This window comes from Psychromonas sp. KJ10-10 (genome assembly GCF_047323245.1).
Classification (GTDB): Bacteria; Pseudomonadota; Gammaproteobacteria; order Enterobacterales; family Psychromonadaceae; genus Psychromonas.
Genome location: NZ_CP178826.1, coordinates 1963963 through 1990683 on the forward strand (window position 1 = coordinate 1963963; position 26721 = coordinate 1990683).

Below are 26721 nucleotides of genomic sequence, written 5' to 3' on the forward strand. Positions count from 1 at the left end.
AAGTATGTCTTTTGAACAAGTTTGTGAGCGCTTTTTAGCCCCTGCACAATTATCTCTTTCTGACTTAGAATCACAACTTGAGCGTATTTGTACGCCACAAATAGATTATGCAGATTTCTATTTTCAATCTAGTCGCCACGAGTCATGGGCCTTGGAAGACGGAATTGTTAAAAACGGCAGTTATAATATTGATAAAGGAGTTGGCATTCGTGCCATTTCAGGTGAAAAAACAGGTTTTGCCTATGCCGATCAAATCTCAAAAAAATCAATTAAGGATGCGGCAACAGCCGCACGCAGTATCGTTAAAAGTGGCCAAGAGCGACAAGTTAAACTGATTTTACCAACCGAGGGTAAATTGGCATACGGGGATTCAGATCCTCTTTCTAGTTTGGCGCAGGACAAAAAAATCGCCCTGCTAAAAGAAGTTGATTTGTTTGCACGTGCACTTGATCCAAGTGTTTGTGAAGTATCTGTTTCATTAAATGCGGTATATGAAGAAATTTTAGTAGTCGCTAGCGATAGCACACTTGCTACTGATATTCGCCCTTTAGTGCGTTTTAGCTGTTCTGTTTTGATTGAAAAAAATGGTAAGCGTGAACATGGAAGTGCAGGTGGTGGTGGTCGTTTTGATCTTGATTACTTTACTGATACTGCAGAAGGGGAAATGAAAGCATTTTCCTATGCCAGAGCTGGCTAGTTCGCCAAGCCTTAATTAATATTGATGCCATTGATGCGCCTGCTGGCTCTATGCCTGTAATTATTGGTGCGGGTTGGCCTGGGGTTTTATTGCATGAAGCGGTTGGTCATGGCTTAGAAGGTGATTTCAACCGTAAGGGCTCATCAGCTTATAGCGGCAAAATTGGTGAACAGGTTGCTTCAAAACATTGCACTATCATCGATGATGGTTCGATTAAAGATCGCCGCGGTTCAGTCAATATTGATGATGAAGGAACCGTTGGCCAACGTAACGTGCTAATTGAAAATGGTATTTTAAAATCTTATATGCAGGATAAACTTAATGCGCGTTTAATGGGGGTAGCACCAACGGGTAATGGTCGTCGAGAGTCCTATGCGCATTTACCACTACCACGCATGACAAACACTTTTATGCTTAATGGTGAGCATGAACATGAAGAGTTAATTAGTAGCGTTAAAAAGGGCATTTATGCGCCTAATTTTGGTGGTGGTCAGGTAGACATCACCTCAGGTAAATTTGTTTTTTCTGCATCGGAAGCTTATTTAATAGAAAACGGTAAAGTAACCGCCCCAATTAAAGGCGCTACTTTAATTGGTAATGGCTTTGAGGCAATGCAACAAATTTCTATGGTTGCCAATAATATGAAGCTTGATCCCGGTGTCGGTGTCTGTGGCAAAGAGGGCCAAAGTGTGCCGGTGGGAGTTGGTCAACCTTCGGTTAAAATTGATCAGCTAACTGTAGGTGGCACTAACTAGGGGATATTAAAATTAAACCCTGCTATTAGACAGATCCTGTTTTTGAACTATGATTAGTTATTAAAACTGATTACATTAACAGAAAGAGGGATAAGATATGTCTGATAAGTGGAAACTATATACTGATTCTAGAAATAAATGGTGTTGGTACAAAACAGCTAAAAATGGGCAAATGTTAGGTGCCTCTAAACAAAGCTTTGAATCGGAAGCTGAGTGTATTGAAGATGCTAAAAAGAATGGAATGGCTGATGATTCTGAACGTTTTTAATAATATAGTTGGTATCATTAATTCTACAAATTAAGAGAAAGGAGCTTTATGAAGCTCCTTTTTTGTACATGATTATAAACAAACGGGCTTAAGATAAGTAAACAAGTCTTTGGTCGCTTTATTAACTGGCTTCTCTGCTTTTTTCTCTTTATTTGCTTGGCGTACTAATTGACGTAGTTTTTGACGTTCTCAAGGTTGGGAAATCTTCGAGTAGCTCATTGATTCTGCTATCACCCTCAGTGATCAATTCCTCTGTTAATTTTTCTAAACGCTCTGTTGCATGGGTTAATTGCTGATGTTTATTATTGAGTTTATCAATTGTCGCTTGGATTGCATCACAATCTTCATTACGAAGTACTTTACCGATATATTGAATTTGACGGCGTAAAGCTTCATGCTTATCCATAATTTTATGAGCAACCGAAATCGCATGAAAGAGTAATTCACTGCCAGGAATTTGAGCTAGTTGCTTTTTATTTAGACCAACTAATTCTCGGCCAATGAGTTTTAATGCTTCAGCTTCACGTTTAATTTGTGATTTACTGATCTCTTCTTCGTCGATTACTTCTACTTTTTTATTCATATTCTTTTTCGTTACAGATTAAAGGGGAATTCCATTAAGTATACGTGTTATTCTCTGTGTTTCTAAATTTAATTTACGCAACTGGTATTTGATTATGATCGAACAAAAACAACAACTCGAAAATGCGGTTCAAGAAGCGCTTAATATCGCTAAAAAATTAGGGGTAGACCAAACAGAGGTTGCCCTAACTAAAACATCTGGTACTTCCGTTAATACTCGTCTAGGTGAAGTTGAGAATGTTGAGTTTAATCTTGATGGTGGAATGGGCATTAGTGTTTATATCGACCAATGTAAAGGCAGTGCTTCTACAGCTGATTTAAGTCCTGAGGCGATTGCTTCAACAGTAAAAGTCGCCGTAGATATTGCACGTTATACCAGTAAAGATAAGTATGCAGGTTTATTAGATAAAGATTGTTTAGAAACAGCCCCTAAAGACTTAGATTTATATCACCCGAGTAGTTGCGACACAGAGCAATTATTAGCCTTAGCAAAGGAATGTGAAGATATTGCGTTAAATAGTGATAAACGCATTGTTAACTCTGATGGTGTCGCCGTTAATAGTCACTCAAGTCTACGCGTATATGGTAATAGTAATGGTTTTTTAAATAGTTATGCAAGTAGCCGTCATAGCTTAAGTTGTGTGTTAATTGCGCAACAAGAAAATGAAATGCAACGTGATTATAGTTATACCAGCGCTCGTGATATGCAGGATTTATTTAGCGCAAAGTGGGTTGCAGATGAAGCGGTAAAACGCACGGTTTCTCGTTTAGGAGCAACTAAAATAAAAACACAACAGGCACCAGTATTATTTTCAGCCGAGGTAGCAACAGGGTTATTTGGTCATTTAGTTAGTGCAATTAGTGGTACCAGTATCTATAAAAAATCTACCTTTTTATTAGATACAATCAATACTCAAATTTTCCCTGATTGGATGCAAGTATCAGAAAAACCACATCTTATAAAAGGTATTGCAAGCTCTCCTTATGACCAAGAGGGTAGCAAAACTATTGATAGAAATATTATTGACCAAGGTGTTTTACAGACTTACCTGTTAACAGGGTATGCGACTCGACAATTAGATATGAAGAGCACGGGGCATACTGGTGGCATACACAATTGGTTTGTTAAGGATACAGGTCTGGATTTAGCAGGCTTATTTAAAGAAATGGGAACAGGTTTCTTTGTCACTGAGTTAATGGGACAAGGCGTGAATATGGTTACTGGTGATTACTCGCGAGGTGTCGCTGGTTTCTGGATTGAAAATGGTGTTATTGCTTACCCTGTTCATGAAGTTACAATCGCTGGCAACCTAAAAGATATGTTTATGGGAATAGAAGCAGTTGGCTCTGATATTGACCCTCGCAGTAGTTTAAAAACAGGTTCTATTTTGATAAACAAAATGAAAATAGCTGGGGCTTAATTGTTTTTACTTTTAAATTCAGCGCTTAAAACTCATTTTAGAGTGAAAGAATAAGCGCTGAATTTTTGTTAATTGCTGGAATTGTTGCTTGATACTATCACTAAATGCGAATCATTAACCGCGTTGTTGTTGATGTATAATAAAGGCATTTGGGTATTCTGTTTGTAATTGTGTACGTAGCTTTTGTGCTTCTGTTTCACTACTTAAAGGCCCTAAGCGCAAACGATAAAGGTTGTTATCCTTTTCGGTGTTAAATTCTGCTTGGTACTTTTTACTTAAGGATTGCCCTAATTTTTGCGCTTTTTGAGCGGAAGATGTCACTAAATATTGCACATAAAAATAACCGTATAAGAAATCATTTTTATTGGCGTATTGCGTTTCTGGAACATGAATAAGTGTGATTTCAACCTGTGCTGTGCCTGATTTTATTATGTCGAGTTTATTGGTCACTGCGTAGGACAAATCAATGATTCTACCTTCGTGGAAGGGGCCTCTATCATTTACGCGCACAATCACTTGTTTATTATTTTCTATATTAGTGACTTTCACGTAACTGGGTAAAGGTAAATTTTTATGTGCGGCACTCATTGCAAACATATCGTAACGCTCGCCATTAGAGGTCAGGTGTCCATGGAATTTATTTCCATACCAAGATGCATAACCTTTTTCGGAAAATGACGTGACATTATTTAAAACCTTATAATTTATCCCACGTACACGATAATCTTTATTACCGCCACGAGAGTGGGGCTCATACTGTGGCACAGCATCTTCAACATGAGCTAAAGGTGGTAAGCTATCAGGGTGATGATCATCGGCGTATTGATAACGGTCACTGCTACAACTTGTTAGCAAAAGTAATAGACAGCAAGTACTGAGAATATTTAAGTTTATTTTCATTATATTTTTGAGGTCATCATTATTTAGTATTGAAACGTTTATGGGTATTGAATGACATGAGTACTCCAAACCCTGCTAAAAGCGTTACGATTGATGTTCCACCATAACTGATTAAGGGCAGTGGAACACCTACAACGGGTAATATTCCACTTACCATACCAATATTAACAAAAATATAAACAAAGAAAGTTAAAGTAATACTACCTGCCACTAGTTTAGTAAAGGCATCCTGCGCTTGATTAGCTATCCATAAACCTCTACCAATAATAAACAAATAAATAGAGATTAATAATACCACGCCAACAAAACCAAATTCCTCGGAAAATACTGAAAAAATGAAATCCGTATGTCGCTCTGGCAAGAATTCAAGTTGAGATTGGGTGCCCTGTTGCCAGCCTTTTCCCCAAACACCTCCAGATCCAATGGCTATTTTAGATTGAATAATATGATAACCCGCACCAAGCGGATCTGCTTCAGGGTTAAATAAAGTCATTACACGACTGCGTTGGTAATCATGCATTAAATAAAACCATAAGATAGGTACAAATGCGAGGGTTGCTGTTAATGCAATACCTATGTAAAGCCACGAAATACCTGAGAGAAAAAGTGCAAAAACGCCCGAGGATGCAACCAAAATAGAGGTACCTAAATCTGGCTGTTTAGCAATTAATAATGTGGGTACAGTGACAATCAAAAAAGCCACAAAGGCTTTACTGAGCTTAATAGGAAGTGTGTATTGGCTAATATAATATGCTACAGCGAAGGGCATTACTAGTTTTGTTATTTCCGAGGGTTGAAAGCGTGTGAAACCTAAGTCTAACCAACGTTGTGCACCTTTACCTGTATGGCCGAACACTAATACTGCGACTAATAATAAAACACAAACTATAAAAATAGCAGGTGTCCATCGTTGATAAACTTCAGGAGGTACTTGCGCCATTACAATCATCACTGAAACGGCTATTACTAAACGGATAATCTGAGGTAATACCCAATCAGGGGAAACAGAATAAAGTGTGATAATACTAAGTGTCATTAAAGCAAAAATACCGATCAGTAAATACGGATCGATATGTAAGCGATAGAAGATACTTTTTTGTGCTTTAGTGGTTACCATTTAAAAGCTCATCAATTCTTTAGTTTTAATATGATCAAAGTATTCGTCAAAAAGCTCACGCACAATAGGTGCTCGCATTACTACTACCACCACCTGCGTTTTCTAAGATAACAGTAGCAACTACCTCGGGAGATTCATAGGGAGCTAAAGCAACAAACATCGCATTATCACGTTGGTTTTCGTCTAATTTTTCAGCGTCGTATTCTTCGTCTTCTTTTATATTAATCACCTGTGCGGTACCTGACTTACCCGCTACAGTATAAGAAGTTCCTGCAAATGCTCGGTGAGCAGTCCCTGTTTGTTTACTAGTAACACCATACATTGCTTTTAGTGCAATCTCCCAATAATGTTCATCCTTTAATTTTATTGGCTCCATTAATTCGCTCGGAGGGTTATAAGTACCTCCTTGGAAACAATAGAATGTAGAATATTAGGCGCCATAACTTGCCCTTTTCTAGCCAAAATTGCTGTTGCCTGTGTTAACTGGATTGGTGTTACTGTCCAGTAACCTTGACCAATACCGATTGAGATTGTATCGCCATCGTACCATGGTTCATTATAACGAGCGCGTTTCCATTCTCTGGATGGCATGATTGCTTTTGATTCTTCTGCTAAATCTAAGCCACTGTAATGACCAAAACCAAATAGTTGCATAAAAGGGTTAATACGGTCGATGCCCATTTTATAGGAAGCATCATAAAAGAAAGTATCACAACTTTGCTCTATGGCAAGGTTAACATCGACTTCGCCGTGGCCCCATAACTTCCAATCGCGGAAACGACGTTTACTACCCGGTACAATCCACCAACCTGGATCATAAATTGTAGTGTGTTCAGTGATTGTATTTGTATCTAATGCCAGTAGTGCCATTTGTGGTTTAATTGTTGACGCTGGAGGGTATCGACCTTGGGTTGCTCGATTGATTAATGGTCTATCCTTAGAATTTAATAAAGCATTATAGTCTTTACTGCTAATCCCCTGAACAAATAAATTAGGATCATAACTTGGGTTAGAAACCAGGGCTAATATTCCCCCTGTGCGGGTATCCATCACAATAGCACTACCACGTGTATCCCCAAGCAGTTTTTGAGCTTTTAGTTGTAATTGAATATCAATATTTAGTTTGATGTCTTTACCTGGCACGGGAGGGGTAAAATCAAGAACACGGATCACTTTCCCCCAACTATCGACTTCAACTTGACGTTGACCCGGTTGACCATGCAAAATTTCTTCATAATATTTTTCAATGCCTAATTTACCAATAAAACGCGTACCGCGGTATCGTGCTGTATCGCCTTTCTGGTCAATGAGCTTTAAATCGTTACTATTGATTTTAGCAATATAACCTAAAACGTGGGTAAAGGAGTCACCAAATGGGTAATAACGTTTCAGGTTGGCTTTAATTGAAAAACCTTTAAATTGATGCTGATTAACCGTAAATAGGGCGACTTCTTCAGTGGTTAATTGATCCCTTAACAATACTGAACGGTATGAGCGAGCATACTGATTCTGGCTATTAAAACGTTCTATTTCTTCATCGGTAAGGCCTAACAGCTCCCGTAGTTTCTCTACTTTTTGCTCGCAGGTTTTTGGTATTTTTTACAACAACTTGTAAACTAAAAATCGGTCTATTTTCTGCTAAAATAATACCATTTCTATCGTAGATCAGACCCCGATTAGGAGGCACTGTTTGTACACTGATTCGATTATCATTGGATCGAGTTTGATAACTTTCGAAGGATCTAATTTGCAGATAATAAAGGTTAATAATTAATATGCTGATGGCAATGATAATGGAGATGAAAACCACTAGGGTACGACGCATAAAAAGCGCGGATTCAGCCGAATGGTTTCGAATACTGACTCGTTTAGTCGCTCGTTTATTTACCACAAATTACTCGCGATGATAGGGATGATTAATGGTTAAGGTATAGGCGCGATATAAACTTTCCGCAACAATAATACGTACTAAAGGGTGTGGTAAAGTAAGCGCAGAAAGTGACCAACGTTGTTCTGATTTAGCAATACATTCAGGAGCAAGTCCCTCTGGGCCTCCAATTAGCAAACTAACATTACGTGCATCTAATTGCCATTTTTCCATTTCAGAGGCTAAGTTTTCCGTAGTCCAAGGTTTCCCTGTGACTTCAAGAGTGACTATTTTATTACCTTTAGGGATTGCATCTAGGGTTAATTGTCCCTCTTTTTTTAAGATGCGTTTTATATCGGCATTTTTTCCACGCTTTCCTGCATTAATTTCAAGCAACTCTAGTTGCATATCTTTAGGAAAGCGTCTTGCATATTCTTGATATCCTTTTTCAACCCAGTCGGGCATTTTAGTGCCCACTGCGATTAACTGAATTTTCATTAAGCCGTCTGTCCCCAAAGCTTTTCAAGGTCGTAAAATTGACGAGTTTCTTCTTGCATCACATGCAATACAACATTGCCTAGATCCACTAATACCCACTCGCTACCCTCTAATCCTTCAACACCAATAGGTGGTTCACCGGCACGCTTTGCTTCAAGTGCTGTTTGTTCGGCAATTGAACGTACATGACGTTTTGAATTACCAGTACAAATAATCATAGTATCAGTAACATCAGAGGTGTCTGCAACATCAATGATAGTAATATCTTTGGCTTTCATATCTTCAATTTGTGTGATCACAAATGTTTTTAATTCTTGGTCTAACAAAGGAGTGTCCTTTTAAATAAAACAGCTAATCACGAACTATATCACGTTCATACTCAATATTACTATTGTTGATAATAATTTCACCATTTCAATTTTTCCTAACTAACTAGCTTAATTTTCATTAATTTTGAATATATAAATCATTTTTGTGTGACAAAAATCATCAAAAAATTGATCCTTTGCTTGCAAAACTAGCGCAGTTTATTAAACTCCATGATCTATTGTGGTAAAAAGTGTCTAAAAGTGGATCTTTTTCCCAAAATGCGCACATAAGTGGATTAAAAGTGCATTTTTTTAAATAAGCTAGGGCTTAGTGGTCATGTTACGTAGTGCAAATGCCATAAACATTGATACCAAGGGAAGGATTGCCATGCCAACGCGCTATCGCGATGGTTTGATGGAATCCTGCCAGGGACAATTTGTGTGCACTATTGACCTTCAGTCCCCCTGTTTATTGCTCTACCCACTAAATGAATGGTTAGTAATAGAAAAAAATTAAGTGCCTTATCAAGTACAGATGCGGTAGAGCGTCGCGTACAACGTTTGATTCTCGGATATGCAACTGAGTCTGAATTAGATAAGGGAGGTCGGTTATTAATCGCCCCAACTTTAAGAAAACATGCAAAATTAGAAAAGAAAGTAATGCTAGTCGGTCAATTTAATAAGTTCGAATTGTGGGATGAAGATATGTGGCAACAGCAAGTTGAAGCTGATTTGCTGGAAGGTTTACCAACTGGTGAACAATTAACAGGTAGCTTAAAAGGATTCTCATTGTAATGGCAGAACATATTACGGTTTTATTAGATGAAGCAGTTAACGGTCTAGCGCTTAAAGAAGATGGGATTTATGTTGATGGCACCTTTGGTCGTGGTGGTCACTCCCGATATATTTTAGAACGTTTAGGTGAAAATGGACGTTTGATTGCTATTGATCGTGACCCGCGTGCAATTGCCGTCGGCGAAGACTTAATGAAGCAAGACCCGCGTTTTAGTATTGTTCATGGCCCTTTTTCTGGATTAGCTGATTACATAGAAGCATTAGGTCTAACAGGAAAAATTGATGGTGTTTTACTGGATTTAGGTGTGTCTTCACCACAGTTGGATGATGCAGAACGTGGTTTCAGTTTTATGCGAGATGGTCCTTTGGACATGCGTATGGATCCGACCTCTGGTATTAGTGCCGCCGATTGGTTAGCAAAAGCGGACGTTGATGATATCGGTTGGGTATTAAAAACCTTTGGTGAAGAAAAGTTTGCCTATCGCATTGCCCGTGCAATTGTTGCTGACCGTGAAGAGAGTCCATTCTTACGCACTTTAGACCTCGCTAAATTAATAGAGCGCTTATGTCCTAAACGTGAGAAAAATAAGCATCCCGCTACTCGCAGTTTCCAAGCCATTCGCATTTATGTTAACAGCGAGCTTGAAGAGATACACAAAGTATTAGATGGCGCTTTAGAAGTGCTTGCGGTAGGGGGCAGTTGTCGGTGATTAGCTTTCACTCCCTAGAAGACAGAATTGTAAAAAGGTTTATTAGAAAAACAGGAGAAAGGCAAAGAATATCCTGCTGGTTTGCCTTTAACTGATGCACAGATGCAATCAGGTAAAACATTAAAGGCAGTAGGTAAAGCCTTAAAACCCTCTGCGACTGAAATTAATGATAACCCAAGAGCAAGAAGTTCAGTACTTCGAGTTGCTTTAAAAATAGCAAATTTAGAGAGTGAATAATTGAGGCTTTCTCGTGACAACTTATTGTTGCTTATCTTGGATGATTTTCGCAGGTATTTTTTGGTGCTTTTACTTGCTATTGCATTGTTATTGAGTGCTTTTTACAACATATACATCACCCATGAAACCAGAAAGTTAGTTACAGAAAAAGACCATTTGTCGCAAGACAGAAAGATAACTTGATGATTGAATGGCAAAATTTATTACTAGAAGAACATACTTTAGACGAGCACAGTCGTATTCGGAATATTGCGAATAAAAAACTGTCGATGGCACAACCTACCAAAAACAATAGCGTATTAGTGGAAGTACCATAAAATGAAACGGAATCAGACTAGAAAAAAGAGTTAAACAAGCTCAACCACGGAAGGTCTATCATGCATTTTCATCGTGGCGATATCTTTTTGTATCACTGACAGTTGCAGTGATTGCTGTGCTATTGATCACTCGACTTGCTTTTATTCAGGTGATCGAGCCTGAATATTTAACTCAGGAAGCGGACAAGCGTAGCTTGCGTGTCACTAAATCAGTGACTCATCGTGGTAATATTTCCGATCGTAATGGTGAAGAGCTAGCAATCAGTGTGCCTGCTTATGCTATTTGGGTTGACCCTAAAGTGGTTAAAGATGCCTACGCATTTAATGATGAAGAATGGCGTGCTAGTGCTGTTGAAAATACCCGAACAGGCAAAACTCAATACAAAAAGAAAAAGTTTTTTGAATCTAAAAAATGGCCTGCATTAGCAGAAGTACTGGATATTAATTTAGAAAAATTAGTAGAAACGGTGCAAAAGCCCGGTGCCAGGTTTATTTATCTTAAGCGTCAAGTTAATGCACCAGTGGTAGATTATATTAAACAGCTTAAGTTGGCCGGCATCTCCAATCAATTAGAATCTCAGCGTTATTATCCAACAGGTGAAATTAATGCCAATATCATTGGTTTGACGGATTTGGATGCTCAGGGAATTGAAGGCATAGAAAAAAGTTACAATACTTATTTACAAGGTAAAACGGGTAAAAAAAGTGTTCGTAAAGATAGACTTGGGAATGTTATTGATGATATTGAAGTCATCGAAGAAAAAAAGCGACTGGTAATTTACAACTTAGCATTGATCAACGAATTCAAGCGGTTGCTTATAGTGAATTGAAACGTGCGATAAAAATTAATAAGGCGACTTCAGGCTCACTGGTTGTTTTAGATGTGCATACTGGTGAAATATATGCCATGGCAAATTATCCTTCTTTTAATCCTAATGATCGTAGTCAATATCAACCCTATAAACTTAGAAATCGCGCCATTACAGATACCTTTGAACCGGGTTCTACCGTAAAACCATTAGTAGTCGCCAGTGCACTTGTTTATAAAAAAACAGATGTGGATGAAGTGATTAATACTTCACCCGGTTGGATGCATATTGGTGGTCGACGTGTTAGGGATGGCAAAAATCTAGGTAAAATTGACCTTGCAATGATCCTTAAGAAATCCAGTAATATTGGTGTGAGTAAACTCGCACTGCGTTTGAAACCTGGTGAATTACAACAAACTTTTGCCCATTTTGGCCTTGGTAATGATACCGGTATTGGTTTAATTGGTGAAAGTGTTGGTCGTTTACCTATTCGTCACCGTTGGTCGGACTTTGAACTGGCAACTATGTCATTTGGTTATGGTATAACAGCTACTACATTACAATTAGCAAAGGCCTATGCAATTTTAGGCAGTGGAGGTAAAGAATATCCTTTAACTATGCTAAAGGCTGATGCACCTGTCGAGGGTGAACAGGTTATTCCGAGAAATATTGCCTTAGAAGTTGTACATATGATGGAAGGAGTCAGTGAACAAGGAGGGACTGCACGTAAAGCAAAAATTGAAGGTTATCGCATTGCTGGTAAAACAGGTACTTCGCGTAAAGCAGAAGCTGGTGGATATGGTGATGATTATGTCTCAATATTTGCCGGGTTAGCCCCAGCAAGCAATCCTCGTTTTTCGATTGTGGTTATGATAAATGAACCTCAGGGTGATCATTATTATGCGGGTGATGTGGTCGCTCCTGTGTTTTCATCGGTAATGCAAAGTGCATTATTGTTGAGCCATGTTCGACCTGATGATGAAAGCACCCGCTATACATTATTGGATCAACTTAACGATGCCAAATAAAAAACAATTAGCCACCCAAATCACTTGTTTAAGAGAACTATTATCACCTTGGATAACTCTACCATCACATTTATCCTGTTCTATTTCAGGAATGACACTTGATAGTCGTGAAATCAAAAAAGGTGACTTGTTTGTTGCTCTGCAAGGTGAACAATTAGATGGTCGTCGGTTTATTGATAAGGCCATCGAAGCTGGCGCAAAAGCCGTATTATCTGAAACAAAAAATGCACAATTACATGGTGAGATTCGTTTCCAACAAGATACTGCAATAATTCACTTTTATCACTTGCCAATGGTGTTAAGTAAATTAGCCTATCACTTTTATTTCCCTGATCAATATTGCCATAAAGTCATTGCCGTAACAGGCACAAACGGTAAAACTACCATTGCCAGTTTGTTAGCAAATAGTTTGTCCTTATTAAATTATCCAAGTGCACAAATGGGCACTATAGGTAATGGTTTATTTGGTAAATTAACTGCGAGTCTAAATACAACCTTAGACGCTTTATCTGTTTTTTCCTGTCTGAGTGATTATCAAAAGCAAGGTGCAAAATACACTTTAATGGAAGTGTCCTCCCATGGTTTGATTCAAGGACGAGTCAGTGCATTACCTTTTCATAGCGCTATTTTTACCAATTTGACTCGAGACCATCTTGATTATCACGGTACAATGAAGGCTTATGCCACTGCTAAAAAAATCCTATTTGATGAATTTCCACTGGCACAAAGAATTATCAATATTGATGACAAAGTTGGTGCATCATGGGTGAGTGATTACCCTGAAGCGATTACCTATAGTGCGACAGGTAAAAAAATCGATGGACATCAGTACTTAGCGGTTAACAAGGTCAGTTATCTACCACAGGGAATAAACTTTGAATTTCAATCTTCATGGGGCAAGGGAGTTATCTCAGCGCCTTTTTATGGAGACTTTAACATTGCAAATTTAGCGGCTGTCATTACACAATTATTAGCTGAACATATTGATATTAGTTGCATTGAAAAAATTATACCTGAACTGGATACTGTGCCAGGCAGAATGGAACCCTATTTTTTCAATGAACTTAACACCCACTTTATTGTCGATTATGCACATACCCCTGATGCCTTAGAGAAAGCATTAATTGCGCTAAAAAAACATTCAAAACGTGGTCGTTTAATATGCGTTTTTGGTTGTGGAGGAGATAGAGATAAAGGAAAACGCGCTGAAATGGCAAAAGTTGCTGAAGACTTTGCAGATAAGGTCGTTTTAGTTGATGATAACCCGCGTACAGAATCAGCGACAGATATTATGAAGGATATTTTAGCTGGCTTTGAACGTCCTGAAGGGGTTGAATGCATCCATGATCGAAAATCAGCAATCCTGCATTTATTAAAAAATGCACAACAGGATGACTTAATTTTAGTGGCGGGAAAAGGCCACGAAGATTACCAAATTATTGGTAATACACGCATAGATTATAGTGATAGGGACTTATTAGCCTCATTACAAATATCAGAAAACTTAGATTCAAATAAAAAGGCTAATTTATGATTTCACTTACCCTAGGAGATATCGCAAAGGCAGTCGACGGTAACTTAGTAAATAGTGAAGATGCAAATATTATCGTCGATTCTGTCGGTACTGATACACGACAAATCCAAGATAATTGTTTGTTTATTGCCCTGCAGGGGGCTTCTTTTGATGCCCATGAATTTTTAACTGAGGCGCAAAAAGCAGGTGCCAAGGCAGTTATTATTCACCGTCATATAGATACTGGTCTACCTGCTGTTTTGGTTAAAGATACACGTATCGCATTAGGTAAATTGAGTGCTTATGTTAAATCTAAAATAACACATTTAAAATGTGTCGCTATTACTGGCAGTAATGGTAAAACGACCACTAAAGAATTATTAAGTGCGATCTTAAAGGTTTATGCCGATGTAGAATCTGAGGATACTGTTAAAAAGCCTCATCAACCTCAGGGGGAGTGCTAGCAACGGCGGGTAATTTTAATAACGATATCGGTTTGCCTCTGACCCTATTACGTTTAACGCAAGAAACTGCCTATGCAGTTGTTGAGCTAGGAGCAAATCATCAAGGTGAGATTGCCTATACCTCAAACTTAGCTAAACCAGATGTGGCTTTGGTGAATAATGTTATGCCTGCTCACCTTGAAGGTTTTGGTAGTATCGAAGGTGTTGCTAAAACAAAGGGTGAAATATGGTCAAGCTTGGGAAAAGAAGGCACAGGTGTGGTTAACCTGGATGCAAAGTTTGCGCAGGATTATATTGAGCAATTAACAGAGCAACAAAGCAAAATCATTACTTTTTCATTAACTGATTCAAAAGCTTCCGTTTTTGCCTCAGATATTACCTTTGATGAGCTAGGTTACGCTTCTTTTATCATGCATTTTCAGCAACAAAAGATGCCTATTAGGTTAAATATTGCTGGAAAGCACAATATCAGTAATGCACTTGCTAGCAGCTGTCAATGGCTATTGCCTTAGGCTGTGATTTAAATATTGTTAATCACGGACTGAGTTTAGTTAATGAAGTAGCTGGGCGAGTAAATCGTTGTAAAGTAAATGAAAATTTGACTTTAATTGATGATACTTACAATGCTAATTCGGCATCTTTAAAGGTCGCAATCGACCTATTACAACAATGTTCTGGTCAAAAAATATTAATTTTTGCAGATATGGGAGAGCTTGGCAAATATAGCGAAGAAGAACACCGAGATGTAGGGCGCTATGCCAGCTAATAAGGATATAGATTATTTATTTACTGTGGGTAGTTTGACAGCGTTTACCCATCAAAGTTTTGCTCAATTGTCTTCACGTCAAGCATTACACTTTACCGATAAACAGGCTTTGATGAGCTACTTAGAAACCTCTTTATCAGCAATTTCAAATCAAAAATCGACTATTTTAGTTAAGGGCTCTCGTGGCACTAAAATGGAAGAGATTGTTGCGTTTATTAAGCAACTTAAAATAGGATAACACCATGATAGTTTGGCTAGCAGAGCTTTTTTCAAGTCAGTTTACATTTCTTAATGTATTAACTTACTTGTCTGTGAGAACCGTGATGGCAGTATTAACTGCACTGTGGTTTTCACTTTGGATTGGTCCTAAATTAATACATTATTTGCAATCAATGCAAATTGGTCAAGTGGTCAGAGATGATGGCCCTGAGTCTCACTTTAGTAAAGCCGGTACACCAACAATGGGTGGCATAATGATCCTTGCTAGCTATTACTTTATCGACATTATTATGGACTCGCTTGGATAACCATTATGTTTGGATTGTGTTATTTACAACCATGACCTTTGGTGCGATTGGTTTTATGGATGATTATTTAAAAGTAGTACGTAAACATCCTGATGGTTTAATTGCTCGTTGGAAGTATCTCTGGCAATCTGTGACCGCGCTTGTTTTAGGTGGAATGTTGATGCTGACCTCCTCAAGCCCTGCAGAGCTAACTTTTGTTGTGCCATTCTTTAAAGAATATATGCCCTATTTAGGTTGGTTGTTTATACCACTTGTTTATTTCACAGTGGTAGGAAGTAGTAATGCCGTTAACTTAACTGATGGGTTAGATGGACTTGCTATCATGCCAACCGTCATGGTTGCTCACGCTTTTGCCTTAATTGCTTACTTAACAAGCCATATTAATTATGCGCATTATCTTTATATTCCTTATATTCCAAAGGCAAGTGAACTTGTGATCATCTGTGGCACCATTGTCGGAGCAGGGCTTGGTTTTCTTTGGTTTAATACTTACCCTGCACAGGTATTTATGGGAGATGTTGGCTCATTAGCACTGGGTGCCTTACTAGGCATTATTGCGGTGTTAGTGCGACAAGAAATTTTACTGGTGATCATGGGAGGTATTTTTGTTATCGAAACGCTCTCTGTAATTTTACAGGTCGGGTCCTATAAAATGCGTAAACAACGCATTTTTAGAATGGCCCCATTCATCATCATTACGAAAAGAAAGGTTGGCCAGAGCCCCGTGTAATTGTTCGTTTTTGGATCATCACCATTGTGATGGTCTTGATTGGTCTTGTTACGTTGAAAGTGCGTTAAAATGCTTGGCTGTCAATCTCAACATCAGCAAGCACCAAAAGTTGCCGTCTTAGGATTAGGCATCACAGGATTAGCAACGGTAAACTTTTTGTTAGCAGAAGGTTACCAAGTGACTGTGTTTGATACACGGGATACGCCTCCTGGTGAAAATAAATTAAAGCCACAGGTCACGCTTATTAAAGGGGCTCTGTGTGGTAAATCTCTGTCAGCCTTTCCATTAATCATTTCTAGTCCTGGTATTGCCTTGGCAACGCCAGCTATTCAAGAAGCTATTGAAAATAGTTGTGAAGTCATTGGTGATATCGAACTTTTTGCGCGTACTTTAAAAACTGCCCCTTATCAACATGCAAAATGTGTCACTATTACTGGTTCCAATGGTAAAAGCACGGTAACTAGTTTACTCGGAGAAATGGCCAAGGCAGATGGTGTAAATGTAGCTGTTGGCGGAAATATTGGTATTCCTGCTTTAGATTTATTATCACCGACAGTGTCACTGTATATTTTAGAGTTATCTAGCTTTCAACTTGAAACGACAAACTCATTGAATGCCGATATTGCAACCATTTTAAACCTTAGTGAAGATCATCTTGATCGATATGATTCCTATCAACATTATATAGATACTAAACATCGTATTTACCAACAGGCTAAAATGGCATTGTTTAATTCTGATGATGTACATACTTTTCCGAGAAATAAGAGCTTAATATCAAAAAGCTTTGGCTTTGAAGAGGCTGATTATTATATTCAAAAAGGTGATAATCAGGTTAATTTTTTAGCTAAAGATCAACAAACCTTGCTTGATGTAAAACAATTAAAATTAAGTGGCAAACACAATTGGCTAAATGCTATAGCGACTTTAGCATTAGGTGATGCTGTCGGTATATCGATGTCTGCAATGCTAGCAACATTAACTACCTACACTGGTCTTTCTCATCGCTGTGAGTTTGTGGCTGAGCACGCTGGAGTGCGTTGGATTAATGATTCCAAAGCCACTAATATCGGTGCAACACAGGTCGCTTTACAAGGATTATCTGAAACCATCTCTGGTAAAGTACATCTTATTTTAGGTGGGCAAGGTAAAGGTGCTGATTTCCATGATTTAAGTGCAGTATTACAAGAAATCAAAGGCTGTATTTGTTGCTTTGGTGCTGATGCAATGAAAATAAATCAAGCAAACCCTAACACTTTAATTGTTTCAGACCTGAAAGCCGCAATATTAGAAATTGCTCAAAAAGTAGATACAGGTGATTTAGTGATATTAAGTCCTGCCTGTGCAAGCTTAGATATGTATCCGAATTTTATGGCGCGAGGAGAAGACTTTAGAAACTTAGTGAATGCTCATATTTTGGGTAAAGCTAATGGGTAAACTAGGTAATATGTTTTCCTTTGATGATCCAAACCAACCCTACAATAAACCTTTATTGGTCGTAGTGCTGGTGTTGATGAGCATCGGCATGGTTATTGTTGCATCGGCATCAATTCCCGAGGGAATTGCATTGTCGGGTGACCCTTTTCGCTTTTTAAAGCGTCAGGTCTTCTATGTGTTGATATGTCTAGCGTTAATTGGAGGCATAGTAAATATACCATTTTCCTTTTGGTATAAACGACAAATGCTTATTTTGTTATTATCACTTATTGCCTTATTGGCCGTGCTTTTGATCGGTACAGAAGTTAATGGTTCAGTACGTTGGTTACGTTTAGGCCCTGTTAATATTCAACCCTCAGAATTTGCAAAATTAGCGATTATTATTTTTCTAGCAAGTTATTTAGTACGACGGCAGGAAGAGGTGGTTGATACCATTAAAGGTTTTATTAAACCCTTGGTGGTTTTGACCTTATTTGCTTTATTATTATTATTACAGCCTGATTTAGGCTCAACGGTTGTAATTGTTGTGGTTATGATGGGCATGTTATTTATTGCCGATGCAAAACTGATTAACTTTATCGCTATTATCGTTGCACTACTCGCAGTAATTGTAACCTTAGTAGTCACATCTCCGTACCGTATGGCAAGGGTAGTTGGCTTTCTTGACCCATGGGCAGATCCATTTGGACGAAGTTACCAACTAACACAATCTTTAATGGCCTTTGGTCGAGGCGGTTGGTTAGGGCAAGGTTTAGGCAATTCAGTACAAAAACTGGAATATTTACCCGAAGCACATACTGACTTTATTATGGCAATTCTGGCGGAAGAATTAGGTTTTATTGGTGTTAGTATTGTTATCATTTTAGAGTTTGTTTTAGTTTATAGAGCTTTTTCGATTGGTAAAAAAGCCTTGGCATTAAAAACACCACTTGTTTTTGCTGGTTATGTTGCCATTGGTATTGCGATTTGGTTCTTTTTCCAAACAGCTGTAAATATTGGTGCCGCCTCTGGCATTGCGCCAACCAAAGGATTGACACTACCTCTTGTTAGTTATGGTGGATCAAGCCTTATTTCGATTGCTATTGCAGTCGCTCTATTATTACGTATTGATTTTGAAACCCGGATTGTCTGCATCGCCACTGCGTTTGAAAAATAGTGCCACGAAGAAAAAATTAGCTGAGGCGAAAACAAATGAAGACTAAAACATTATTAGTTATGGCTGGTGGAACGGGTGGGCATGTTTTCCCTGGATTAGCTGTCGCTGACCAATTAAAAAAACAAGGGTGGCAGGTGAGCTGGCTTGGAACGGCTAACCGAATGGAAGCGCAATTAGTACCTGAACATGGTTATGAAATTGATTTTATTGATATTGCCGGTGTACGTGGTAATGGAATTAAGCGCCTATTAATGGCACCAATACGTATCATTAAATCAATATTACAGGCTCGACGAGTAATAAAATCAAGACAAGTTGATTTAGTATTAGGAATGGGCGGTTTTGCAAGTGGGCCTGGTGGTGTTGCGGCTTGGACATTAGGAATTCCAGTCATTTTACACGAACAAAATGCATACCGCCGGTATGACTAATCGTATTTTGGCAAAATTTGCTAAAAAAATATTAATGGGCTTTTCTGGTGCATTTACTAATAAAAAAGCCTTGTTGGTGGGTAATCCTGTACGCGAAAGTGTCGTTAACTTACCGGTTAAATTAATATCAGAAGCTTTAACACCACTTAACGTGTTAATTGTTGGGGGTAGTTTAGGCGCAAAAGTACTTAATGATTTATTACCTGAAGTGGTCGCGAGATGTCCAGAGGGATCATTATCAGTCATTCATCAAACCGGTAAAGGAAATTTTCAGCAAGTTCAAAAAGCTTACCAAGATAAACAGCAAGCCGTTGATGTGCAAGAATTCATTACCGATATGGATAAGAGTTACGCCTGGGCAGATATTATTATTTGTCGAGCTGGAGCATTAACGGTTTCTGAAGTTGCAGTAGTCGGATTGCCAGCTATTTTTGTGCCATTGCCACATGCTGTTGATGATCACCAAACTAAAAATGCACAGGATTTGGTTAATAAAGAAGCCGCGATATTAATCCCACAAAATCAATTAAATGCTAAAAAACTAAGTGATTATTTGCGTTCATTCAGCCAAAATAGACAGTTACTAATTGATATGTCGATAAAGAGCAAAAAGACAGCAATTATTGATGCAACTGAACACGTTGCCACTATATGTGAACAAACCGTTAACCTCAAAAATAAAAGTATTGACTGATTATGATAAAAACTGAACTCGCACAAATACGCACTATAATCCCTGAAATGCGCCGTGTAAAACAAATCCATTTCGTGGGCATCGGTGGTGCTGGTATGGGCGGTATTGCAGAAGTATTAGCCTATGAAGGTTATAAAATAACCGGCTCTGATATTGCTGAAAATCCAGTCGTCAAAAGGTTACGAGCTTTAGGTGCGGAAATTTTTATTGGTCATCAACAGGAAAATATCTATGGCGCTTCGGTGGTCGTAGTTTCCACTGCAATTAATGCCCAAAACCCAGAGTTATTAGTCGCTGAGCAAGCACGAATTCCAGTGGTACGTCGAGCAGAAATGTTAGCTGAATTAATGCGTTATCGACATGGTGTTGCAGTGGCGGGTACACATGGTAAGACCACAACCACCAGTTTGATTGCGAGCATTTATGGTGAAGCAGAGTTAGATCCGACCTTTATCATAGGAGGACTTTTAAATAGTGCAGGGACTAATGCTAAATTAGGGCAGAGCCGTTATTTAATTGCAGAAGCAGACGAAAGTGATGCCTCATTCTTACATCTACAACCTATGGTTTCAGTGGTTACCAATATTGAAGCTGATCATATGGATACTTATCAGGGCAGTTTCGAAGTATTAAAAGATACCTTTGTGCAGTTTATTCAAAACTTGCCTTTTTATGGTACGGCTGTTGTGTGCTTAGATGATGAAGTGATTGAAGGGTTAATTCCTAAGTTTGCGAGACAATGTGTGACCTATGGTTTTCATGAAAAAGCAGATGTGCGAATTTCTGCTTTTAAACAGTCAACTAATCGTAGTGAGTTTTTGGTACACCGTGTTAATAAACCAGATATGCAAATAAAGCTTAATTTACCCGGCAAACATAATGCGTTAAATGCCGCCATCGCGATTGCCGTTGCGATGGAAGACGAAGTCTGTGATGATGCTATTTTAAAAGCATTACACAAGTTCGAAGGAATAGGTCGTCGCTTTGAACAATATGGTGAGTTTGAAACTGGCAATGGCAAGGCGATGTTGATTGATGATTACGGACATCACCCAACGGAAGTACAGGCTACAATCAATGCTGTGCGTGCAGGATGGCCTGAAAAACGTTTAGTGATGGCATATCAGCCACATCGTTATACACGAACTCGAGATCTCTATGAAGATTTTTCACAGGTATTGGGGCAAGTAGACCAACTTCTTTTATTAGATGTTTATGCCGCTGGTGAAGCACCTATTTCAGGTGCAGATAGTCGCTCTCTATGCCGAACGATTAGATTACACAGTGACAAAGAACCTATTTTTGTTCCTTCTCCAGAGGCATTACCCGCAATTCTAGCGAAGGTTATTTGTGAAGGTGATATCGTTTTAACACAGGGCGCTGGTAATATTGGTACTGTGGTAAAAACATTAGCTGATTTAAAATTAGATATAGAAAAAATGAAATTGGTAGGCGAAAAAATGAGTGTAAATTTTGGTAAAGTAGCTGTTTTATATGGTGGTAATAGTGCTGAGCGGGAAGTGTCCTTAGCATCTGGCCGAGCAGTCTTAAAAGCACTCGTTGATCAAGGTGTGAACGCTGTTGGCATTGATCCTAAAACTGATGATATTACCTTACTTAAAAAGCAAGGCTTTGAACGTGTATTTATTGCGTTGCATGGGCGTGGTGGTGAAGATGGCGTTATTCAAGGTTTCTTAAAAACCCTTGATATTCCATTCACTGGTTGTGATGTTTTAAGCTCTGCTATTGCAATGGATAAGTCTAAAACCAAACAGATTTGGCAAAGTTACCAACTACCTACTGCTGACTATCAAATTATTCTCAAGGAAAGCTTTGATGAATCACAATGTGCCTCTATAATGGCGCAATTATCAGGCACTGTTATGGTAAAGCCCGTTAATGAGGGATCTAGTATTGGTATGGCAAAGGCTAACAATACAGAGCAACTTATTAACGCACTGCAGGAAGCCTTCAAATTTGATAATAAGGTTTTGTTAGAATCTTGGATCACAGGACAAGAATTTACTGTTTCGATGTTGAATGGAAAAGTATTACCTGCTATTCGCATGAAAACAGAAAATGAATTTTATGATTATCAGGCAAAGTATCAATCAACGGAAACATTGTACTTTTGCCCTTGTGGCTTAAATGAGCAAAAATTAGCACAACTAAATCAAATTGCTGTCGATGCGTTTCATGCAATTGGCTGTACAGGTTGGGGACGTGTCGATTTTATGCTAGATGAGCAGGATAACTGGAAGTTGCTCGAAGTTAACACGGTACCAGGCATGACTCCCACCAGTTTAGTACCTAAAGCAACAGAAACAAGCAGGTTATAGTTTTGAGCAATTGGTGATAGAAATCCTTAAACAGACTTTATAAGTAATTCATTATGTGGGAAAAACTAAAACAGGTAAATCTTGCAAAGTGCTTCAGTATTATTTTTTTATTGCAGTGCTTTACCTGTTAAAATTAAGTTTTTTCTCCTTGAAAGATTGGATAACCGATGAAAAATCAGTACCATTAAACGCATTGATTTTAACTGGTAACGATACTCATATCACTTTTGAAAAAGTGCGTGAGGTGTTACTTGGACAACAAAATAAACTTAATTTTTTTACGGTAGAAATTGCGCAAATACAAAAAGATTTAGAAGAAATGCCATGGGTGTATTCTGTTTCTATCCGAAAGCGTTGGCCAGATACGTTAAAAATACATGTCGTGGAACAATCGATTGTTGCTATTTGGAATGACAATGCATTATTGAATCGTTTTGGAGAAATTGTAAATGTTGCTCCCGATGCTTCTGTTGAGCAATATGTGTCGCTCTATGGTAGCGATGATCAAGCTTCTGAAGTTTTAAATACATATTTGAAGTTGCATCAATTACTGAAAGTGAATGATTTTTCAATCTCATCTTTAAGTAGTGATCAACGACGCTCAACATCGTTAACATTAAACAATGGTATTGTTTTGCGATTGGGTAAAGAGCAAAAGCTAGACAGAATACAAAGATTTTTAACTGTTTATCCTTTAATGGGTAAAAAATATAATGTAAATAAGATAGATTATATTGATTTGAGATATGATACTGGCTTTGCAGTCGGTTGGAAAAAAGAAGACCAACTCATTGAATGATTTTAAGGGTTAGCAATAGTATGGAAAGTGATTACACCGTTGGTATTGATATTGGAAGCCATAAGATTGTCGTTTTAATTGGTGAATTACTAGAGAACGATCAAATTAATGTCGTTGGTATTGGTAAAGCATATTCAAAGGGCGTTGATAAAGGCTCTGTGACTGATTTAGATTCGGTTGTTATAGCCATTAAACAAGCTCTGAAGCGTGCTGAGGATATGGCTGATTGCCAAGTCTCTTCGGTGAGTCTTTCAATTTCTGGTTCACATATTGAATCCTTAAATGAAACTGGCACTTGGGCAATAGATGACCATGAAGTCACTGCATTTGATATTGAAAGTGTTCTGCATAACGCTCGCTCAATTAAGTTACGAGATGATCAACGTTTATTGCATGTTATTCCGCAACAGTATTCAATTGATAATCAAAGTGGCATAAATAATCCATTAGGGTTAGCTGGCATTAAGTTAAAGGCGAACGTTCACCTTATTACTTGCCATAATGATTTAGTCAAGAATTTAGAGAAAGCGGTTGAGCGTTGCAACTTAAATGTAGATCAATTGACCTTTTCTGGTGTTGCTTCGAGCGCATCAATACTCAGTGATGATGAAAAAAACTGGGCGTGTGCATGGTTGACATTGGTTGTGGCACTATGGATATTTCAGTATATTTAGATGGTTCATTGCGTCATAGTCGAGTGCTTGGCTATGCAGGTAATACAGTCACTAACGATATCGCCATTGCTTTTAGTACGCCACCATCGTCAGCAGAAGAAGTTAAAACAAAATACGGAAGTTTATCTAGAGAAAATATAAGTTCCGATGAAATGATTGAATTGCCAAGCGTGGGTGGTCGTCCGAGTCGTTCATTGGAACGATTGAATTTAGTTGATGTCATAGAGCCTCGTTATAGTGAATTATTAGGCTTAGTAAAAAAGAATTATATAAATTAGGCTATGCTAAAGACGCTGATGGTTTAAAACAGCAATTAGCGACCGGTATTGTATTAACAGGCGGTGGGTCGCAGATCCGTGGACTTGTTGAAGTTGCCGAACAAGTGTTTGATAATATGCAAGTGCGCATCGGATTACCACAAAATGTAATTGGGTTAGCAGATGATATTGCTTTTCCTGCATATTCTACTGCGGTAGGGTTATTACGTTATAAGAACGATGAATTTAGTGAAGGCCAAGAAGAGCCTGTAGAAAATCGTTTTAGCCTCTTTTTGAATAAAATAAAAAGCTGGGTAAAAAAAGAATATTAGTGGGTATCATTTAAATACCATGGGGACATGCTATGTCTGAAGAGTTAAATAAAGTGGAAAAAGATCAAATGTTTGAAATAGTTGATGAAGAGCATGAGCAACAAGCAGTCATAAAAGTAGTTGGTGTCGGTGGTGGTGGTGGTAACGCTGTTAACCATATGATTGACCAAGGACTTACTGGCGCTGAATTCATTGTAATGAATACAGATGCACAAGCTTTGCGTAAATCTAAAGCAGATATCCGTTTGCAATTAGGTGCATCAATTACAAACGGACTAGGTGCTGGCGCAAATCCTGAGGTTGGCTATAAGTCAGCATTAGAAGATAAAGAAACCATTCGTGAGCTATTAACGGGCGCTGATGTTGTGTTTATCGGCGCTGGAATGGGGGGCGGAACGGGAACTGGCGCATCACCTGTTGTTGCCGAAGTTGCAAAAGAACTTGGTGCATTAACCATTGGTGTTGTTTCAAAACCTTCTTTTTTGAAGGTAAAAAACGTATTAATTATGCTAATCAAGGTATTTCTCGTTTATCAGAACATATTGATTCTTTGCTTATTATTCCAAACGATAAATTACAAAAGTCACTACCTAAGGGCGTTACTTTCCTCGGTGCGTTAGAAGTCGCAAACGGCGTATTATACGACGCAGTTTCTGGTTTTTCTGCGATCATTAATAATGAAGAAAGTACCATTAATATCGATTTCGCCGACGTACGTACTGTTATGACTGAAGCAGGTACAACCGCTGTAATGGGAATTGGTATTGCATCGGGTGAAGAACGTGCTGAAGAAGCTGTAGAACAAGCTATTTCATGCCCATTACTTGAAGATGTTGATTTATCAAATGCGCGTGGTGTTTTAGTACATATTGTTGCTGGGATGGATTTTGCCTGGGACGAATATGAAACAGTTGGTGATGCGTTACGTGAGTTTGCTTCAGAGGACTCACAAATCATTATCGGTGTTACTGTTGATCCTTCAATTGATAGTGCAAACTTGCATGTTACGGTGATTGTGACAGGATTAGGTGAACGTACATCAGAATTGACTCCCGCAAAACCGGCGTTAGAAACGCAACCTGTTGCACCATCAGCAGTGGAAGAAGCGGAAAAGCCTCAAGGCGCTGTTGCAGAAGAGCCTGCAGAAGCTAAACCTGAGAGTAGTTATTTAGATATCCCTGCTTTTTTACGTAAACAAGCAGATTAGTGTTTTTTTAACATTAATTAATTGAGTAATTGTCAGTTTGTGATATAAGTCTCAAACTGATATACTATTGAAAATTTTAAATTATGTACTGTGAAATTAAGTACAAGGGGATCCGATGATTAAACAAAGAACATTAAAGAAAAGTGTTAAATCAACTGGTATTGGTTTGCACTCAGGAAATAAAGTAACGATTGAGTTACATCCTGCACCTGCTAACACAGGTATTGTTTATCGTCGTATCGACCTTGACCCTGTTGTTACTTTCAAGGCTCATGCTCAGGCTGTACAAGAAACATTACTATGTACTTGTCTAGTTAATGATGCGGGACAAAAAATATCAACGGTAGAACATTTGTCTGTCGCCTTAGCAGGTCTTGGCATTGATAATATTATTATTGATGTAGATGCGCCTGAAATTCCAATTATGGACGGTAGTGCTAGCCCATTTATTTTCCTATTACAATCGGCTGGTATTGAAGAATTAAACAGTCTGCTAAGAAGTTTATTCGTGTTAAAAAGGCCATTCGTGTTGAAGATGAAAAAGAAGGCAAATTTGCTGAATTACAACCTTCAAACAAAGGTTTTAGTTTAGACTTTAAAATCGATTTTGATCACCCGGTTTTTGAAGGCCAAAATCAACATATTGAGATGCAGTTTTCTGGTGACCTTTTTGTAAAAGAAATTAGTCGTGCTAGAACCTTTGGTTTTATGAAAGGTGTTGAGCAATTACAAGCGAATAACTTAGCCTTAGGTGCAAGCTTAGATAATGCTATTGGTTTAGATGAATTTCGAGTATTAAACCCAGATGGTTTACGCTATGAAGATGAATTTGTAAAACATAAAGTATTGGATGCTATTGGTGACCTTTATCTTTCTGGTTATACCATTTTAGGGCATTTAAAAGCCTTTAAAACCGGTCATGCATTAAATAATAAATTATTATGTGCATTACTTGCTGATCAAGAGGCTTGGGAAATGGTGACATTTGAAGAGCCTGTTAGTGAATCACCTGTTCAGTACATTGAGCCTGTTTTAGCTTTTTAAAGAATGCTTTAGCTGTTTAAAAAAATATTAAATCCTGCATTA

The 26721-nt window shown here is 38.2% G+C and carries 19 protein-coding genes and 12 pseudogenes; 23 read left to right on the forward strand and 8 right to left on the reverse strand.

The genetic code is table 11. The features are described from left to right. Positions 1-4: 4 nt before the first annotated feature. Both tldD and ACLKMH_RS11260 read left to right on the forward strand, forming a co-directional pair. Positions 5-1452, forward strand: a pseudogene (tldD, locus tag ACLKMH_RS11255) (metalloprotease TldD). Between the two features lie 97 nt (positions 1453-1549). Then, on the forward strand, positions 1550-1720 hold the full coding sequence (locus ACLKMH_RS11260) for a DUF1508 domain-containing protein (RefSeq protein ID WP_413702035.1): 171 nt from the start codon (positions 1550-1552) through the stop codon (positions 1718-1720). A gap of 72 nt (positions 1721-1792) precedes the next feature. Here the strand turns inward: ACLKMH_RS11260 and ACLKMH_RS11265 are convergent. Continuing rightward, positions 1793-1864, reverse strand: a pseudogene (locus ACLKMH_RS11265) (ribosome biogenesis factor YjgA); the annotation flags it as partial. A gap of 4 nt (positions 1865-1868) precedes the next feature. Continuing rightward, entirely contained in the window at positions 1869-2303 is a 435-nt protein-coding gene (yjgA, locus tag ACLKMH_RS11270; protein WP_413702036.1) for a ribosome biogenesis factor YjgA, read from the reverse strand. A 94-nt stretch (positions 2304-2397) separates the two neighbouring features. On the opposite strand from yjgA, the gene pmbA reads away from it, so the two are divergent. After that, positions 2398-3723: a metalloprotease PmbA gene (gene pmbA / locus ACLKMH_RS11275; RefSeq protein ID WP_413702037.1), complete on the forward strand. Its 1326-nt coding sequence runs from the start codon at positions 2398-2400 to the stop codon at positions 3721-3723. A gap of 114 nt (positions 3724-3837) precedes the next feature. Here the strand turns inward: pmbA and ACLKMH_RS11280 are convergent, their stop codons facing one another. The 6 genes and pseudogenes from ACLKMH_RS11280 to rsfS all read right to left on the reverse strand — a co-directional run bounded on the left by ACLKMH_RS11280 (position 3838) and on the right by rsfS (position 8431). Next, the gene (locus tag ACLKMH_RS11280; RefSeq protein WP_413702038.1) at positions 3838-4578 is read right to left on the reverse strand and encodes a septal ring lytic transglycosylase RlpA family protein; all 741 of its coding nucleotides are present in this window, start codon (positions 4576-4578) and stop codon (positions 3838-3840) included. Between the two features lie 64 nt (positions 4579-4642). Next, on the reverse strand, positions 4643-5740 hold the full coding sequence (rodA, locus tag ACLKMH_RS11285; RefSeq protein WP_413702039.1) for a rod shape-determining protein RodA: 1098 nt from the start codon (positions 5738-5740) through the stop codon (positions 4643-4645). A gap of 55 nt (positions 5741-5795) precedes the next feature. Beyond that, a complete protein-coding gene (locus tag ACLKMH_RS11290) occupies positions 5796-6116 on the reverse strand; it encodes a penicillin-binding transpeptidase domain-containing protein (protein ID WP_413702040.1) in 321 nt (106 codons plus the stop codon). After that, positions 6116-7565: pseudogene (gene mrdA, locus ACLKMH_RS11295) on the reverse strand (penicillin-binding protein 2). Before mrdA ends, ACLKMH_RS11290 begins: the two are co-directional and overlap by 1 nt. A 69-nt stretch (positions 7566-7634) precedes the next feature. After that, on the reverse strand, positions 7635-8105 hold the full coding sequence (gene rlmH / locus ACLKMH_RS11300) for a 23S rRNA (pseudouridine(1915)-N(3))-methyltransferase RlmH (protein ID WP_413702041.1): 471 nt from the start codon (positions 8103-8105) through the stop codon (positions 7635-7637). After that, on the reverse strand, positions 8105-8431 hold the full coding sequence (gene rsfS, locus ACLKMH_RS11305) for a ribosome silencing factor (RefSeq protein WP_413702042.1): 327 nt from the start codon (positions 8429-8431) through the stop codon (positions 8105-8107). Before rsfS ends, rlmH begins: the two co-directional genes overlap by 1 nt. A 319-nt stretch (positions 8432-8750) precedes the next feature. Here rsfS and mraZ point away from each other — a divergent pair. The 20 genes and pseudogenes from mraZ to lpxC all read left to right on the forward strand — a co-directional run bounded on the left by mraZ (position 8751) and on the right by lpxC (position 26679). Continuing rightward, positions 8751-9208: pseudogene (gene mraZ, locus ACLKMH_RS11310) on the forward strand (division/cell wall cluster transcriptional repressor MraZ). Beyond that, positions 9208-10155: pseudogene (gene rsmH, locus ACLKMH_RS11315) on the forward strand (16S rRNA (cytosine(1402)-N(4))-methyltransferase RsmH). Before mraZ ends, rsmH begins: the two co-directional pseudogenes overlap by 1 nt. A 63-nt stretch (positions 10156-10218) precedes the next feature. Then, positions 10219-10338 carry a cell division protein FtsL gene (locus ACLKMH_RS11320; protein WP_413702043.1) on the forward strand — a complete coding sequence of 40 codons (120 nt, stop codon included), beginning with the start codon at positions 10219-10221 and terminating at the stop codon, positions 10336-10338. Next, the gene (locus tag ACLKMH_RS11325) at positions 10338-10472 is read left to right on the forward strand and encodes a cell division protein FtsL (protein WP_413702044.1); all 135 of its coding nucleotides are present in this window, start codon (positions 10338-10340) and stop codon (positions 10470-10472) included. The genes ACLKMH_RS11320 and ACLKMH_RS11325 overlap by 1 nt, the downstream gene beginning before the upstream one ends. Before the next feature lie 11 nt (positions 10473-10483). Then, positions 10484-12309 (forward strand): annotated as a pseudogene (locus tag ACLKMH_RS11330) (peptidoglycan D,D-transpeptidase FtsI family protein). Next, entirely contained in the window at positions 12299-13843 is a 1545-nt protein-coding gene (gene murE / locus ACLKMH_RS11335) for a UDP-N-acetylmuramoyl-L-alanyl-D-glutamate--2,6-diaminopimelate ligase (protein ID WP_413702045.1), read from the forward strand. The pseudogene ACLKMH_RS11330 and the gene murE overlap by 11 nt, the downstream one beginning before the upstream one ends. Next, on the forward strand, positions 13840-14286 hold the full coding sequence (locus tag ACLKMH_RS11340; protein ID WP_413702046.1) for a Mur ligase domain-containing protein: 447 nt from the start codon (positions 13840-13842) through the stop codon (positions 14284-14286). Before murE ends, ACLKMH_RS11340 begins: the two co-directional genes overlap by 4 nt. After that, positions 14280-14798, forward strand: a complete 519-nt coding sequence (locus ACLKMH_RS11345) for a Mur ligase family protein (RefSeq protein WP_413702047.1) — start codon at positions 14280-14282, stop codon at positions 14796-14798. The genes ACLKMH_RS11340 and ACLKMH_RS11345 overlap by 7 nt, the downstream gene beginning before the upstream one ends. Next, on the forward strand, positions 14783-15052 hold the full coding sequence (locus ACLKMH_RS11350) for a glutamate ligase domain-containing protein (protein WP_413702048.1): 270 nt from the start codon (positions 14783-14785) through the stop codon (positions 15050-15052). The genes ACLKMH_RS11345 and ACLKMH_RS11350 overlap by 16 nt, the downstream gene beginning before the upstream one ends. Continuing rightward, positions 15042-15290: a hypothetical protein gene (locus ACLKMH_RS11355; RefSeq protein WP_413702049.1), complete on the forward strand. Its 249-nt coding sequence runs from the start codon at positions 15042-15044 to the stop codon at positions 15288-15290. Before ACLKMH_RS11350 ends, ACLKMH_RS11355 begins: the two co-directional genes overlap by 11 nt. 4 nt (positions 15291-15294) lie before the next feature. After that, positions 15295-16377, forward strand: a pseudogene (gene mraY, locus ACLKMH_RS11360) (phospho-N-acetylmuramoyl-pentapeptide-transferase). Between the two features lies 1 nt (position 16378). Continuing rightward, positions 16379-17746, forward strand: a complete 1368-nt coding sequence (gene murD / locus ACLKMH_RS11365) for a UDP-N-acetylmuramoyl-L-alanine--D-glutamate ligase (protein WP_413702050.1) — start codon at positions 16379-16381, stop codon at positions 17744-17746. Beyond that, on the forward strand, positions 17739-18902 hold the full coding sequence (gene ftsW / locus ACLKMH_RS11370) for a putative lipid II flippase FtsW (RefSeq protein WP_413702051.1): 1164 nt from the start codon (positions 17739-17741) through the stop codon (positions 18900-18902). The genes murD and ftsW overlap by 8 nt, the downstream gene beginning before the upstream one ends. A 35-nt stretch (positions 18903-18937) precedes the next feature. Further along, positions 18938-20027, forward strand: a pseudogene (gene murG, locus ACLKMH_RS11375) (undecaprenyldiphospho-muramoylpentapeptide beta-N-acetylglucosaminyltransferase). Positions 20028-20029: 2 nt separating this feature from the next. After that, positions 20030-21454, forward strand: a pseudogene (gene murC, locus ACLKMH_RS11380) (UDP-N-acetylmuramate--L-alanine ligase); the annotation flags it as partial. A 33-nt stretch (positions 21455-21487) separates the two neighbouring features. Beyond that, a complete protein-coding gene (locus ACLKMH_RS11385) occupies positions 21488-22366 on the forward strand; it encodes a D-alanine--D-alanine ligase (protein ID WP_413702319.1) in 879 nt (292 codons plus the stop codon). A gap of 148 nt (positions 22367-22514) precedes the next feature. Next, positions 22515-23165 (forward strand): cell division protein FtsQ/DivIB, encoded by a 651-nt coding sequence (locus ACLKMH_RS11390; RefSeq protein ID WP_413702052.1) that lies wholly within the window; start codon positions 22515-22517, stop codon positions 23163-23165. Between the two features lie 20 nt (positions 23166-23185). After that, positions 23186-24428: pseudogene (gene ftsA, locus ACLKMH_RS11395) on the forward strand (cell division protein FtsA). A gap of 68 nt (positions 24429-24496) precedes the next feature. Then, positions 24497-25635: pseudogene (gene ftsZ / locus ACLKMH_RS11400) on the forward strand (cell division protein FtsZ). Positions 25636-25750: 115 nt separating this feature from the next. After that, a pseudogene (gene lpxC / locus ACLKMH_RS11405) lies at positions 25751-26679 on the forward strand (UDP-3-O-acyl-N-acetylglucosamine deacetylase). Positions 26680-26721: the final 42 nt, after the last annotated feature.